This window comes from Microcoleus sp. Pol11C3 (genome assembly GCF_036701485.1).
Classification (GTDB): Bacteria; Cyanobacteriota; Cyanobacteriia; order Cyanobacteriales; family Microcoleaceae; genus Microcoleus.
Genome location: NZ_JAUBQW010000064.1, coordinates 20,697 through 34,255 on the forward strand (window position 1 = coordinate 20,697; position 13,559 = coordinate 34,255).

14 protein-coding genes and 1 pseudogene are annotated in these 13,559 nt (G+C 44.6%); 4 read left to right on the forward strand and 11 right to left on the reverse strand.

Features of this window, described 5'->3' with window-relative positions; all coding sequences use genetic code 11:
* Positions 1–14 precede the first annotated feature (14 nt).
* The 5 genes and pseudogenes from QUA40_RS15810 to QUA40_RS15830 all read right to left on the reverse strand — a co-directional run bounded on the left by QUA40_RS15810 (position 15) and on the right by QUA40_RS15830 (position 1,484).
* A pseudogene (locus QUA40_RS15810) lies at positions 15–362 on the reverse strand (type II toxin-antitoxin system PemK/MazF family toxin).
* Positions 359–604 carry a hypothetical protein gene (locus QUA40_RS15815; RefSeq protein ID WP_333127397.1) on the reverse strand — a complete coding sequence of 82 codons (246 nt, stop codon included), beginning with the start codon at positions 602–604 and terminating at the stop codon, positions 359–361. Before QUA40_RS15815 ends, QUA40_RS15810 begins: the two are co-directional and overlap by 4 nt.
* A gap of 106 nt (positions 605–710) precedes the next feature.
* Positions 711–1,049 carry a type II toxin-antitoxin system PemK/MazF family toxin gene (locus QUA40_RS15820; protein ID WP_333127399.1) on the reverse strand — a complete coding sequence of 113 codons (339 nt, stop codon included), beginning with the start codon at positions 1,047–1,049 and terminating at the stop codon, positions 711–713.
* Entirely contained in the window at positions 1,036–1,260 is a 225-nt protein-coding gene (locus QUA40_RS15825) for a CopG family transcriptional regulator (RefSeq protein ID WP_333127401.1), read from the reverse strand. Before QUA40_RS15825 ends, QUA40_RS15820 begins: the two co-directional genes overlap by 14 nt.
* A gap of 38 nt (positions 1,261–1,298) precedes the next feature.
* Positions 1,299–1,484, reverse strand: a complete 186-nt coding sequence (locus tag QUA40_RS15830) for a hypothetical protein (protein WP_333127403.1) — start codon at positions 1,482–1,484, stop codon at positions 1,299–1,301.
* A 634-nt stretch (positions 1,485–2,118) separates the two neighbouring features.
* Here QUA40_RS15830 and QUA40_RS15835 point away from each other — a divergent pair.
* Positions 2,119–2,571, forward strand: a complete 453-nt coding sequence (locus QUA40_RS15835; RefSeq protein ID WP_333127405.1) for a hypothetical protein — start codon at positions 2,119–2,121, stop codon at positions 2,569–2,571.
* A 326-nt stretch (positions 2,572–2,897) separates the two neighbouring features.
* On the opposite strand, the gene QUA40_RS15840 is transcribed toward QUA40_RS15835, so the two are convergent.
* Positions 2,898–3,677: a CHAP domain-containing protein gene (locus QUA40_RS15840; protein WP_333127407.1), complete on the reverse strand. Its 780-nt coding sequence runs from the start codon at positions 3,675–3,677 to the stop codon at positions 2,898–2,900.
* 264 nt (positions 3,678–3,941) lie between these two features.
* On the opposite strand from QUA40_RS15840, the gene QUA40_RS15845 reads away from it, so the two are divergent.
* Positions 3,942–6,323: a tetratricopeptide repeat protein gene (locus tag QUA40_RS15845; RefSeq protein ID WP_333127409.1), complete on the forward strand. Its 2,382-nt coding sequence runs from the start codon at positions 3,942–3,944 to the stop codon at positions 6,321–6,323.
* Positions 6,324–6,417: 94 nt separating this feature from the next.
* On the opposite strand, the gene rph is transcribed toward QUA40_RS15845, so the two are convergent.
* On the reverse strand, positions 6,418–7,134 hold the full coding sequence (rph, locus tag QUA40_RS15850; protein ID WP_333127411.1) for a ribonuclease PH: 717 nt from the start codon (positions 7,132–7,134) through the stop codon (positions 6,418–6,420).
* Positions 7,135–7,258: 124 nt separating this feature from the next.
* Positions 7,259–7,825 (reverse strand): nucleoside monophosphate kinase, encoded by a 567-nt coding sequence (locus QUA40_RS15855; RefSeq protein ID WP_333127421.1) that lies wholly within the window; start codon positions 7,823–7,825, stop codon positions 7,259–7,261.
* Positions 7,826–8,181: 356 nt separating this feature from the next.
* Here QUA40_RS15855 and QUA40_RS15860 point away from each other — a divergent pair, with 356 nt between their 5' ends.
* Complete coding sequence (locus tag QUA40_RS15860; RefSeq protein ID WP_333127413.1) at positions 8,182–8,709, forward strand: P-loop NTPase family protein; 528 nt, start codon at positions 8,182–8,184, stop codon at positions 8,707–8,709.
* A gap of 129 nt (positions 8,710–8,838) precedes the next feature.
* Here QUA40_RS15860 and QUA40_RS15865 read toward each other — a convergent pair whose 3' ends face one another.
* Positions 8,839–9,018 (reverse strand): hypothetical protein, encoded by a 180-nt coding sequence (locus QUA40_RS15865; protein ID WP_333077141.1) that lies wholly within the window; start codon positions 9,016–9,018, stop codon positions 8,839–8,841.
* A gap of 299 nt (positions 9,019–9,317) precedes the next feature.
* Complete coding sequence (locus QUA40_RS15870; RefSeq protein WP_333127415.1) at positions 9,318–10,817, reverse strand: GUN4 domain-containing protein; 1,500 nt, start codon at positions 10,815–10,817, stop codon at positions 9,318–9,320.
* 609 nt (positions 10,818–11,426) lie between these two features.
* On the opposite strand from QUA40_RS15870, the gene QUA40_RS15875 reads away from it, so the two are divergent.
* A complete protein-coding gene (locus QUA40_RS15875) occupies positions 11,427–12,878 on the forward strand; it encodes a hypothetical protein (RefSeq protein ID WP_333127417.1) in 1,452 nt (483 codons plus the stop codon).
* A 94-nt stretch (positions 12,879–12,972) separates the two neighbouring features.
* On the opposite strand, the gene QUA40_RS15880 is transcribed toward QUA40_RS15875, so the two are convergent.
* Positions 12,973–13,131 (reverse strand): hypothetical protein, encoded by a 159-nt coding sequence (locus tag QUA40_RS15880; RefSeq protein ID WP_333127419.1) that lies wholly within the window; start codon positions 13,129–13,131, stop codon positions 12,973–12,975.
* Positions 13,132–13,559 lie beyond the last annotated feature (428 nt).

Consider the following 13,559-nt stretch of genomic DNA (forward strand, 5'->3'; position numbering starts at 1 on the left):
AAAAAATTTTTTAGCTATAAATTCAAAAGAATACGCAGTCTTTCTTCTACCATCATTAATGTTGTGGGAGAAACTGTACCCCACAGTTCAAAAAATCTTTCTATACTGATCGATCGCACATCTTCACATTTAATGAAACTTCGCTGTCTAAGTCCTCCTTCTGGGGGGTTAACTTCGACGTGCTAGGGAATTCCTTTATCTTTCGATGTGACTGGTAGTACCACCACTAATCCCGAAGCACCCTGATTGAATAAATCTACAGATGTCACTAGACAGGGACGCTTGCCAGCTTGCTCTCTTCCTCGTGTTGGGTTCAAGTCAATCAGCCATATATCACCCCGTGATGGTTTTGCGGATGTCATTCTAAACCATCCTCTAAAGTGATATCCCAAGCTTCCCGTTCTTCAAGTTCTTCTTGCCAAGCTTCTGGGCGATCGCGTAAGGCAAGATAAGCTTGGTTGGCTGCTGCTAAAAACTGTTGTCTTCGGTATTGTTCTATTGCTTGTTCGACAACTGTTTCGATTGGTTTTCCTGAAAGTGCAGAGATTTCTGCGAGGGTTTGATAAGATGTATTGCTAATTGTAACTGTAGAAGTTTGATCCATGTTACTTTTTTACTTACCTCGACGTTACGCAGCTATTATAGCTTAAAAGCTTGCGATCGCACAGGCGGGACGCCCGTGCCACAAAAAAAACGCCTATATATCACAGTTAATCGACATCTAAATGCAGTTTGAGAGCAGTATTTACCAACTGCATGATTTCCTTACTCAAACTTCCCACGGCATCGCTGCTAATTCGCTGTTTAGAAATTGTCCGTACTTGCTGGGCTTGTACTTTAGAAGGTTTGGATAAACCGCTATCCTCTGGATTTAGTAAGACCTCGAAAGGGTAAATACGGGTTATATTAGAGGTAATTGGTATAATTGTAACTGTATTGGCGGCAGGGTTATTAGCGTCATTGCTCACCACCCATGCGGGACGGCGTTTATCTATCTCCGAACCAACGGTAGGACTGAGATTAGCGTAGTAAATTTCACCACGTTTCATCTGTCAATCCATCGGCAACTGTTAGCTCCCAAGCGGAGTCTAATTCACTGGATGCTTGTCGGTAAGCAGATTCTAGTTCTTGATTCCGCAACAATTCTAAAGCTACTTCAATTACTTGGGAGGGCGATTTGCATCCTTTAGCAATTTTGTAGGTTTCAAGAAAGTTTACTAGCGATTGTGATAGGAAAATTGATATTTTTTCAGCTTGCATTATCTTAGCAATTGGTAATTACAAAGATTTCTACTTGATTATAGCACAAGTAGTAAATTGCAGAATTGTAAATTAGCAAAACCCATAAACAGTTTATCGGCGATCGCAGAAACCCGGTTTTTTTTAGTCGCGTGGAGCCTCAGAAAGCGGGTTTCTTCGGAAAATATGGTGAGGCTGCGTAAATTATCGTAGAAACCCGGTTTCTTGGATGGTTGGGCGATCATCGCCTGTGGGATTAATTCACTTATAATCGCAAAAAATATCGCATTAATTTCGTCTCAAATTCTGTAATCATAAAAAAGGGTGTAAGCATTGAGCGCTACACCCTGTCACAGGTTTCTACAAAATCAATAATAATGTGGGGTATTCTTCAATTTGCACTTTAGAATATCTGATACCCCCAATCCCCCTTAATAAGCTATGCGTTACCCACATCTTTCTTAACAATCAGGAAAGCCTTGTGGAACAAGGCTTTCCTGATTTATTTTCCCACCCGTCTTGACAATTTGACACTTAGGTTTGTTGATAAAAAGTCAACTTTATTAAGAACTGGTGAGCGAGGAATGGGGGTTTGATAGCGTAAGAGCGATCGCTCTCCAAATGTTAAGAAAGATGTTTATAAAGCATAGCTTAATAAGGGGGACTTTTTAATAGGTTTTATCCCAGAATAAGGGGGGCGGTAAAATCGCTTTTTCCCAGAATAAGGGGATTGTTTTGTCTTGAAATGCTGCATTTAGGATATCTGGATGGAACTGGCTTCACACTTTTAAAAGTTGTTGATGATCACGGGTGGGCTTGACTTGGCAGGCGGAGACATGGGCAAGATGATTGGGGAAGGTTGCGGATAAGCCTGCGGGTATGCAGGAGCATAGGCGGGTTGCGGATAAGCCTGGGGATAGGCTGGTTGTGGATATGCGGGATATCCGGGCTGATATCCCTGCTGTGGATATCCGGGCTGATATCCCTGCTGTGGATATCCGGGCTGATATCCGGGCTGATATCCCTGCTGTGGATATCCGGGCTGATATCCCTGTTGTGGATATCCCTGCTGTGGATATCCGGGCTGATATCCCTGTTGTGGATATCCCTGTTGTGGATATCCCTGTTGTGGATATGCCTGCTGTGGATATCCCTGCTGTGGATATGCCTGCTGTGGATATCCCTGCTGTGGATATCCGGGCTGATATCCGGGCTGATATCCCTGCTGTGGATATCCGGGCTGATATCCCTGCTGTAGATATCCCTGCTGTGGAGATTCAAGTTGTGGAGTCGGATATGTTTCTGGGAATCCTGTTCCTTGAGTGCCCGTAAATTGTGGATAATTGGGTGGTATTTGAGTGTTATATCCATTACCGAATATACCTTCTACCGCACGCCTCCCTATCTGATCGAGGATAGGTTTGAGGGGAATGGCTAGAGCCTCTTGGTTATGAAATGCGACCATTGGAATGGACAATGCTATGAGGGCCGCGAGTTGACCGCATCCCTTCTGAAGCTGAGTATTTTGGGCAATCATTTTCGACTCCTTCCTTGGTGACAGCTTGGAGGTTAGGAGTTACGATCGCGCTTCCTGTGTCAGGCGCGATCGCGCAACTCAAGCTAAAGAGAATTAGGTACTTGATAAACCGAGCTATTGGCTAGGGCATCGGGCGGGAATTGGGTGCATTACCGTTAACATAAGCACTAGGAACCCACAGATTTTGCCCTGCCAGTTTGTACCAACGAGCGTCAGGAGATCCTAATTGCAAATCGGGTACTGTTTCCCCGTAAGCCCAACCGTCAAAGGAAAGTGTCTGGCGATAACCTACTCCCTGATTGCTTCGATCTGCAAGGCGAGGGCTATTGCGAAGAGTAATACCGTTACTTGACATCACCCACGCAGAGAAATTAACTTGATTGAAACCTTGCTGATTCACCGGTTTTGGGTTACTCGGACTGCGAACCCAAAACGAAATGTCACGGCGGCCATTAACGGATGTTCCAAAGCCAATAACGCTGACATTGTTACAGTTAAATTCGGAACCAATGCTATAACCATAGCGAGCATCTTGATTTGTGCCGCGTACTTGGATCTTGCCATTACTATTTACACTCTCAATTACCCCAATGTGCCCATAAGTTGTGTCTGCACCAGGGAAGGATGGCTGCATGACAACAACTGCCCCCGGTTGTGGAGAGGAAATTTGGCTAAATCCATTGCGGGCAAGGACAGAGCCATAATCTTTTGCAGCGGCAACGTATGGAGGCTGTAACTGAAAGCGAGAGTTTACATAGATAGGGCATTGGCAAAACTGTGCTGCTTGAGCGGGTTTAGCAGTTAAAGTCGTTAAAAGGGAAGTAGCCGTCAGAGTGCCACCTGTCGCGATCGAACCTAACATCAGTAAAGAAACTGCTGATTTAGAGCGAAGTAAGTTCATAATGGAATCTGTGAATAAAGTTAACTGTGGAGAAGCAATGGCTTAACGTTGCTTCCCACATTCCTGCTGCTACTAGAGATAACTGAGCGTGTTACCTCAGCACCATAACCATATTTTTATTGGAATTTTGCAGAATCACAATACCAAAAGTTCATTCATTTTGTTTGGCAGTTCACCATCAATTCACTCATAAAGTTCATAAAGTTCATAAAGTTCATAAAGTTTGTGGTAGAATCTATAGAAAATGTGGGCTAGGGCTAAATCATGGAGCTTGAAGATGCGTTAAGCTGGTTGAATCAGCGGGTAAAGGATCACAGAGGAGAGATTTTAAACGAGCTGGAAAAGGAAATTATCCGCAAATCCTGGGAGGGTCTGACATACGATAAGATGAAGATTCCTGGTTATAAGGTAGAATATATCGCACAAAATATCGCTCCGCCGTTGTGGAAACTACTGTCAAAGGCGACAGGAAAAAATGTAACTAAAAAGACCCTGCCGATAGTTCTGGAAGCATTGAAGGATGTGCGATCGCGCCCCTCACTCCCAGCCCCACTACCATCACAAGAAGGTGAAGGGTCGATCGCGCATCCCTCAATACCAAACCAGAATTTTGTGGGACGCGAAAAGGCGATCGCCCGCCTCAACACCCATATCAACCAAGGCGCAAAAATCATCGTTATCCAAGCTGCAGGCGGTGTCGGCAAAACGACTTTGGCCGATGAATATCTCATCTCTCAGGGTTTTGAGTTAGTGCTACACCTCCCGATGGCAAAGGAAAAAGAGAACATCCAACTTGTAGAGAGTGTAATTGAAGGATGGCTGAAACAAGACTTCGAGGAAGAACCAGGGCGAGAGTTTTGGGAAATGTTGCGGCGGCTAAAGCGGCAACTTCAAACTCGCAAAATAGGCGTGTTAATTGATAACTTAGAACCCGCACTAGATGGACAAGGCAGATTTATTGAACCCCATCGCCGCTATGTTGAATTGTTGCGAGTTTTGGCTGATGCAACTGTGCTGTCTGTGACGCTGATAACCAGCCGCGATCGCCTGTGCGAACCTGATGTAAATGTTGCTCACTATTCCTTGCCCGGATTGGATGAGCAAGCGTGGCAGCAATTTTTTATGAGTCGCCATATTAATATAGATATTCCCACACTGAACGCGATGAACAAAGCCTATGGAGGAAATGCGAAAGCAATGGGTATCCTCTGCGGTGCAATTCAAGCAGATTTTGATGGAGATATGGTAGGTTATTGGCGCGAGAATAGTGGCGATCCGTTGGTTAAGACTGACTTAAAAAACTTAGTAACCAGTCAGTTTGATCGCCTGCAAAAACTTAGCTCAGAAGCTTATCAACTCCTCTGCTGTTTGGGATGCTATCGCTATCAGGATGTGCCGACTGTCCCGACTGAGGGATTATTGTGTTTGTTGTGGGATGTGCCTGAAGGACAGCGCAGACGGGTGATTGAATCTTTGCGAAATCGCTCTTTGGTAGAGTTTAATGGAGAATATTGGCTGCATCCGATGATTCGGGAAGAGGCGATCGCGCGGCTGAGAGCAAGTGAAGATTGGGAAGAGGCGAATCGCAAAGCAGCAGAGTTTTGGACGGATAGTGCTAAGACTGTTGAAACTGTAGAAGATGCACTGATGGCTTTTGAGGCTTACTATCACTGTGTAAAAATTAACGACTTTGAGCAAGCTGGCTCTGTAATTGTGAGAAGGAGAGATACCAGTTGGAAAAAGGGAGAACGTCTGGGGGTTGCGTTTTATAGGTTGGGTTTGTTACAACCAATGGTTTATTCAATTAATTCAATTATTAGCGAAGTTAAAGATAATCATATACTGAGTATGTTGTTGTATAATCTTTTAGGGGATTTCTACTGGTTAACTGGATATATAAACCCAGCAATTGAATGTCACAGTTTATCATTCAAAGCAGCGGACTGTACCCTTTTATCTATTAATTTAAGCCATTCAATATATTTTGAGGCTAAAAAGTGGAAAACTTGGTCTTTAATTAATACAGGACTTTGTAAAATCGATTTATGGGAACTTGAAGAAGCTGTCAAATTGTTTAAAAACATAGAAGTTATTTGTAATCATCACGATTCAGAACATGGCTTGTCTAAGAATGAGAAAGACTATTTATACTGTTTAGCATTTTTGAACTCATGTTTAGGCTTTAAAGAGAGCGCTCTGAGTTATGCACAACAAGCAGAATTAGTAATTTCTAAAATAGATAATAGTTATTGGAGTAAAGGATATAGCTTATTGTTTATGGGCCTAACTTATAAAAATTTAGGAAAACCTGAAAAATCTTTTGAAATGTTCCGCCAAGCGATCGCATTTGCCGAAAAAACTCACTACACTCAAGTAAAAGCTAAAGCTTTAAGTGGTTTAGCAGAGCTTTATCGAGAACAGGGAGAATTTGCAACAGCGCTTTCCCATCATTCAGAATCAATCGAATTGCTAGACAAAATCGGCGCAAAATGCGATCTAGCGGAGGCTAATTATCAACTTGCCTTAACTTACCAAAAGATGGGTGATGCCGAGAAGAGTCAGACTGCGTTTCAAGAGGCGATTCGACTCTTTAATGAAATGGAAGCACCGAAGCAAGTTGAGAAAGTACGAAAGGCCATAGGTTAAGAGCGACGAAGTTTAGTTTTGGATCTATAAATAGCCTCTTAGTCCGCCTTCGCGGACTTCGTTTGTATAGACGCGGTTTCAACCGCCGAATTATCTAAACTAAAGCCTCCCGCTGAGCCTCCAACAATTGCTGAATCCCTGTTTCTGCCAAATCCAAAATTTGATTTAACTGACTGCGGCTAAAACTTCCTTCTTCCGCAGTTCCCTGAATTTCGATGATGTCCAAATCTCCATTCATTACCACATTACAATCAATTTCAGCCGCCACATCTTCAAGATAATTCAAATCTAAAAACGGCTCGCCTTCCAAAAGTCCCACAGACACGGCTGCCACTTGACGAATAATGGGCGATCGCTCTAACTCACCTTTTTGCACCAACTTATTCAAAGCATCAGCCACAGCCACAAACCCGCCAGTAATTGAAGTCGTGCGAGTCCCCGCGTCCGCTTGCAAAACATCCGCATCCACAAGTATGGTGCGTTCTCCCAATAGTTGCATATCCAAGCACGATCGCAAACTCCGTCCAATCAACCGCTGAATCTCTTGAGTCCGTCCCGATAATTTCATAAATTCCCGCTCTTGTCGCTGCGGCGTAGAACCAGGCAACATTCGGTATTCCGCTGTCAGCCAACCTTGTCCCGTATTCTCCAGAAATCTCGGCACTCCCGGCTTGATTGTCACGCTGCAAAGTACCTGAGTATCGCCACTTTTTGCGAGTACGGAACCGCTAGCAAATTTCGTAAACTCTCGATCGAAACTAATCGGACGAAGTTGATTTGGTTGTCTGCCGTCTGGACGCTGGAAAGACATAATATTTAGGTGATTGGTAATGGGTAATTGGATATTAAAGATTGAAAATAGGATATTAATCTTCCGGTCTTTTTTGATTCGTTAAATAAGCAGTCATTCAACCTAAAATGGAAAATCTAAAATGCTATGAGTATTGACCTTTAGCCTCGATCAATGTGAGAATATCTTGCTGGACTTGTTGTGGAGATTGATCGCCATCAATAGTTAACAATTTGTTGCGGTGTTCGTAATACTCTAAAAGAGGAATAGTGCGTTCGTGGAACAAATCGAGCCGACGCTGTAAAATTTCAGGATGGTCATCCGATCGATCGCGCTCGATCGACCTGCTCAGCAAAACTTCGATCGGCACTTTCAGCCAAATCGCCCAATCTAGCTCCTGCGCCAAATCCTCTAATAAAAAATCCAATTCCTCCGCTTGAAAAGCCGTTCGCGGATAGCCCTCCAACACCCAGCCATTAAAGACATCCCACAGCAGCAGTCGCCGGCGAAAGAATTGAATCATAGTTGCGTCGGGAACTAATTCCCCTCTTTCGACATAAGACACCGCCAGCTTGCCTAAATCTGTGTCTTCTGCGATCGCCTCCCGTAGAATGTCCCCCACAGCCAGCAAAGGAAGGCTCAAATTGCTGCACAGTAGTTCAGCCTGAGTTCCCTTTCCCGCTCCTGGCCCTCCCAGAATCACCACTCTCACAGTATCTGCTCCTAGTGCCGCGACATTCAAATTTTACGCGATGTGTGTACCTTTTCTTAAAAGCCCTGGACGCCGCAAGACTCTCATCACCTTTGTTTTTCACCCTATAACTGTATAAATGTCAAACTCCCCGCCGTATTTTGGTAAACAACCCCGTTTCGGCCTAAGTGCTAATTGAGTTCAAAAATCGCACAAACGACTGCGAATGCCACTGCAGCTAGCTTTTGACAACTTGTATATCTAGTGTTCGATCCGATGTGCACTCGGCCCCGTACACTATATATTGTCAAGCAGGCTTCAGCCACGCCAAGGTCGGAGCTGCACTCAAGACTTAGTTGCTGATTAAATATTGCCCTATGGTTGCTCAGTTACAAACCCCTAAACTAAATTTAAACCACAGCTTGCCCTACACAGTTCAAGGGCTGGTGCAAGTCTTTACAGGCCCGCACCGCTGCTTTTTTACCAGTGTCATGGCTCAGGCCCTCCGAATTGCAGGACAGGGAGCTCCCGTGCTAGCGGTGCAGTTCCTCAAAGGGGGAATTAATCAAGGGCATCAGCATCCGGTGCGACTGGGGCAAAATTTAGATTGGGTGCGCTGCGATTTGTCACGCTGCATTGAAAATGCCGATTTAGATGAGCTGGAGACGCGATCGATCGAACAATTGTGGCAGTATGTTCAAAATGCGGTGGGCGAAGGTCGTTATTCCTTAGTTATTCTCGATGAATTGAGTTTAGCGGTTAATTTGGGCTTGATTCCCGAAGCCGAAGTGGTGGCATTGATTGACAACAAGCCACATCATTTGGATCTGATTTTTACCGGGCCGTCCATGCCCCAAAGAATTTTGGATGTTGCCGACCAAATTACTGAAATTCGCCGCAGTTAAGGACAATGATTCAATTTGCGATCGCCTTTTTAGCGGTCGCATTTTTTATGTATAAAAATAGTATCTAAAAAAAAGAGGCGATCGCTTAGCTCAAAGAGCGATCGCACGCTGATCAATTTACCAGCGACGTTACGCTTGAACTACCGGATCGAACACAACACTCAATCGATCCGCCGGCACCATCCGCTTGAGAATTTTCAAGTGACCGTCTGCATCAGACCAACTGCGAAACTCACCCACAACCACCTTTTCCACATTTGGAAGCGAGCGAACTATAGTCCACGGCTTGAGACGTTTTTCTTGCAACATAATTATATCTCCTTGGTAAATTGGAGCCAAAGCCAGTCCACCATTCTTTTCCAGGGCCGAGGACTGGGTTTTGACTTTGTAAACTTGCCCTTCTCTCAAAACATAGCACAAAAAAAATAGTTTGTGATTATATGTTATTTTCCGCTTTTTTTAGAGCTATTTTCTACATAACAGATGCTTAAACTCAAAACTTGTTAACTCTTTAATTCGCAACTCAAAACTATTTAATGACTAACACTTCGACTTCGCCAGCGTGCAGCGTGACTAATAACTTCTGCCTTCTGGTTTGTACCTTCCTTCTACAAATCCCGCCGCGACAGCAGAAACCAGATCCCACCCAAACCCAAAACACCGCACAAAACCCCGCCTTCCCACCCAAAAACAGTCCCCCCCGGCAAGTGTCCCGGCTTTGCCTTAGAAGTAAAATTCAGCTCCGAATAGTATACCCACTGGCTGTTAACCCGCCAGCCCACTCGATCGCCAAACGTCTCCCAAACTGTAGCATCATAAACACCAGGCTTTCCCCCCAACTTCAGCCACAAACCCTTTTGCACAGAAAAACCGAATCTGCGGTGACTGTGCCGCACCCAAAGTTGATCGATAGTCTGCAAATCCTTAGCTGGAAACTTCCTAATATCTTCCTCGCTCAAATAACCCCGTGAAATTTGCTGCATCACCTCCAGCATTTTCACAGAAGTTTCCTCATCAGCACCACGCCAATTTTTAGCAGCCAGCAGCCTAGCCAAGTGAGAATAATCAATACCTTTTTCGGACTCTAAATTCACAGAAACTAGCGGAGAATCAGTCACCGGTTGAGTCGGAACCGAAGGACTAATGACCGTTGTCTGCTGCGACTTTTCCAGCACGGGGACAACAACAACAGAAGGTTTTAAAGCCTCCAAAACTTCCACAGCCGATTTGTAGCGATCTTTAACATATTCCTGAATCAATTTATCCAAAACCTGACCTAAATCCTCGCTAATTAGTGTTCCTTTTGGCAAAGCCTCCCTCCAAAGCCACCGGCCTTCAAGCGGATCGTAAAGGTCATCGTGAATGTCGCCGTAGATATCCAGATAAGGCATCACAGAAGTCAGCAAGCGAATGCAAGTCACCCCTAAACTATAAAGGTCGCTAGCAGGAACAGCCCTACCATGACGCTGTTCTAGAGCCGCGTAGCCGGGAGTTCCCAACTTAGTTCCTGTTTTGGTCGGAGCCTCAGCTACTACCTGTTTAGAAACCCCAAAATCTATCAGCACTAACTTACGATCGCGAGTTCTGCGGATCACATTCTCAGGCTTAATATCGCGGTGAATTACATTTCTGTCGTGAACAAACTTCAATAAAGGCAACAAATCTAACAGCAGTTCGCAAGTTTTAATTTCGCTATAAGCACCGTACTTATCTAACTCATCCTTTAAATTATAGCCATCAATAAACTCTTGCACTAAATACAAGCGCCCATCTTCCTCAAAATAAGAAATTAACTGAGGAATTTGCGGGTGCTTCAGTTCGTATAACCGCCTTGCCTCTTGTTCAAACAGTCGAACATATTTTTTAAAATGACCGGGCTTCCGCTGAAACTCTTGAGGGGGTGACAACTGTTTAATCACGCACAATTCCTCAAATTTTCCATGATTAACAGCTCGGAAAGTCCTACCAAATCCCCCATCGCGCAGCGGTTCAGTTGCTGCATAAAGGTCTTTTAGCAGCAGCTTTGAACCACAATTAAGACAATACTTTGTGCCTGGTGGGTTCTGACGCTTGTCTCTTGGGCAATCGAGATTAAGGCAGTATGTCATATATTAAAAAAATGCGAACAAAATTAGTAGGAAGGGTTTTATATTATTCAAGAGTCCGATCGCGAGCTGGTTTTTGTAGAGGCGAGACCTCGAACCTTACGGAGGCGGCAGCCACCCTCGCGCTCAGAGGGGGCGCTCTCACCAGACTGCCCCTGAGCAAGTATAACTCTCTTAAGGGTTTGACCTCAAACTCCAAGTCCACATCTAACCTTAGACTCCGATCCGTGCAATACATTTGATTGAGCGGTCAAAGAGCCACCAGATCAAACAGAAATAGTAATTTATTAGCAGCCCCGTGAGCTCGCAATGCCAAAAAAACTGAGGATTCCGCCTGAGATATAATTTTATTGCCAGAGAGAAGCACACTAACGGGAGCCACAGGTTCCCTCAAGTTCGATCTACTTTAATATTTTACCCGTATAATTTTTAACTTAACCCGGCATAATTAACAATCCAAAAATCCCCAACAAACCCACGTTAAAATCAATACTAGCTTCCTCGATCGCAATCCGAGCCCGACCAGACACTTAGCTAGTTTTCCCTGTTTCCTTTTTTCAGCTATTACCAGTTACATCTAATTCGATCGGTCTACTTAATTAGGAATCACCAGTGACACCAAAACTACAGCCCTCTCTCACTCCAAACTCCCGCATAAAATCACCCAAAGTACCTTGGTTCGAGCGGTTCATGGCACTGGTCGCCCTCGGAAATTTAAGCCTAGTATTATTTGACATAACTTACGTCCCCGGTCGAGATTTTTACCTCCGGAAAATGCCAGCTCTCACTCAAGTATATGACCCATTTAAAGGAATTAAACCCCACCGAGACACCCAGCAATATCTGGAAACCTTAGAAGAATTAAAAATTCAAGTAGTGCAAACAGGGTTGCCCTCTCCCCAAGTAGCAGCAAAATTGCAGGAAATAAACAATCTGAGCGCGAAAATGATCGACGAAGATCCCTTTCGAGTAGCATCAAAAAGTGGCACCCTAGAAAAAATAAAAGACCGGATGCGCGATCGCGCCCCGAATCCGCAAGACTCCGCTAAACAATCATTCCAAAGATTCTGGAGCCAAGACTATTTAAACAAACAAGGCTGGCAAAAAGAAATCAAGTGGTTTGACGCCAAAATCAAGCCATTAATCGCCACCAACTATTACCGCGAGATCGGAGAAAACGGCGAATTTACCGATAACTTCTGGCTAATCGACCTGCCATTTATTGCCATATTCGCGATCGAATTTCTAGCCCGCACCTACTTGCTCAGCCGCCGCCACCGCAGCGTCACTTGGCGAGCAGCCATGCTCTGGCGATGGTATGACATCTTCCTGCTGCTCCCATTCTGGCGCCTGTTGCGAGTATTACCCGTCACAATTCGCATCCACCAAGCTAAAATGCCAGATCTCCAACCCATACGCACCCAAATCAGCCGAGGTTTTGTCGCCAACTTCGCCCAAGAATTGACCGAAGTTGTAGTAATTCAACTCATCAACCAGATGCAACAATCAATTACCACAGGCGAACTAGCTCGTCAACTCTTTCAATCTCAAAAACAGCGCTATCTAGACATCAACAATATCAATGAAATAGAAGCGATCGCCACCCATCTAGTCCAAATAACCGTCTACAAAGTCCTCCCCCAACTCCAGCCAGACCTAGAAGCCCTCCTCCGCTACAATATTGAAAGCTTCCTCAAACAATCCCCCCTCTATCAAGGATGGAAGCAAGTACCCGGCCTGGGAAACCTGCCCGAACAGCTAGCACAGCAATTAGTTGCAGAACTCTCCAAATTAGTCACCCTCGGCCCCCAAGATGCCTACGAAGCCTTCAAAATCGCCAGCGAAGACCCCATAAGTATCAAACTCTCAAGCCAGCTAGTCCAACACTTCGGGCAAGCTTTAGGAAACGAACTGCAACAGCAGCAAACCTGGCAAGAAATACAACTGCTGCTGTGCGACTTCCTAGAAGAGTTCAAAATCAACTACATTCAGCGGTTGAGCGAAGAAGACTTCGAGAAAATTTTAGAACAAGCCAAAGAACTGCAACGGATAGCCCCGCGTTAGGGCTAGTCTCCCCACAGAATGCCCGATCAGTAGCGGTACAAAACCGCTTCCACGAACAACAGATTGTAGGCAGGCTGTCGCACACAAATAACCTTCACGTCCCTCCCGGCAACAAATCTTTGATCCTTTCCCACTGTTCATCCCGTAGGGCATAAGGAGGCTTGTCCTGGCGATCGAATCTTTCTAGTCGGCTGTATCTCTCCTTTACCTTCCTTTCCATCATTTGAAGAACCTTAAAATTCTTGCCAGCCATGTGTTCACCTCTGATACCAAATTCACTATTAAGCTTAGATAGTTTCCCAGAATTAAAAGAATAGCCCTAACCCCTATCCTGTGTCATAATCTCCTCTGCTGCACCGCATTACTTATTTTTTTCTTCCCCAATTAGCAATTAGCAATTACCCTGCTGTAACTCCTGCAAATGAAACTTGCTGGAATTGTAAACTTTCATGTGCGATCGGCATTGTCTACGAGAGTCATCTGCAGAGTTGTGCATCAAATATTCAGCGCAGTAGTGAGTTAGACCGCCGTTAGGGTTGTCAGCAGCCTGGCGGGCCATTTTTTGAGCGAGAGGGGTCAATTTTTTTAGACGTATATTATATCAATATAGCAATCCTAAATGATTTTCTATATCTAGAGCAATCCTAAATGATTTTCTTTGTGTAAGTATATTGACTTATT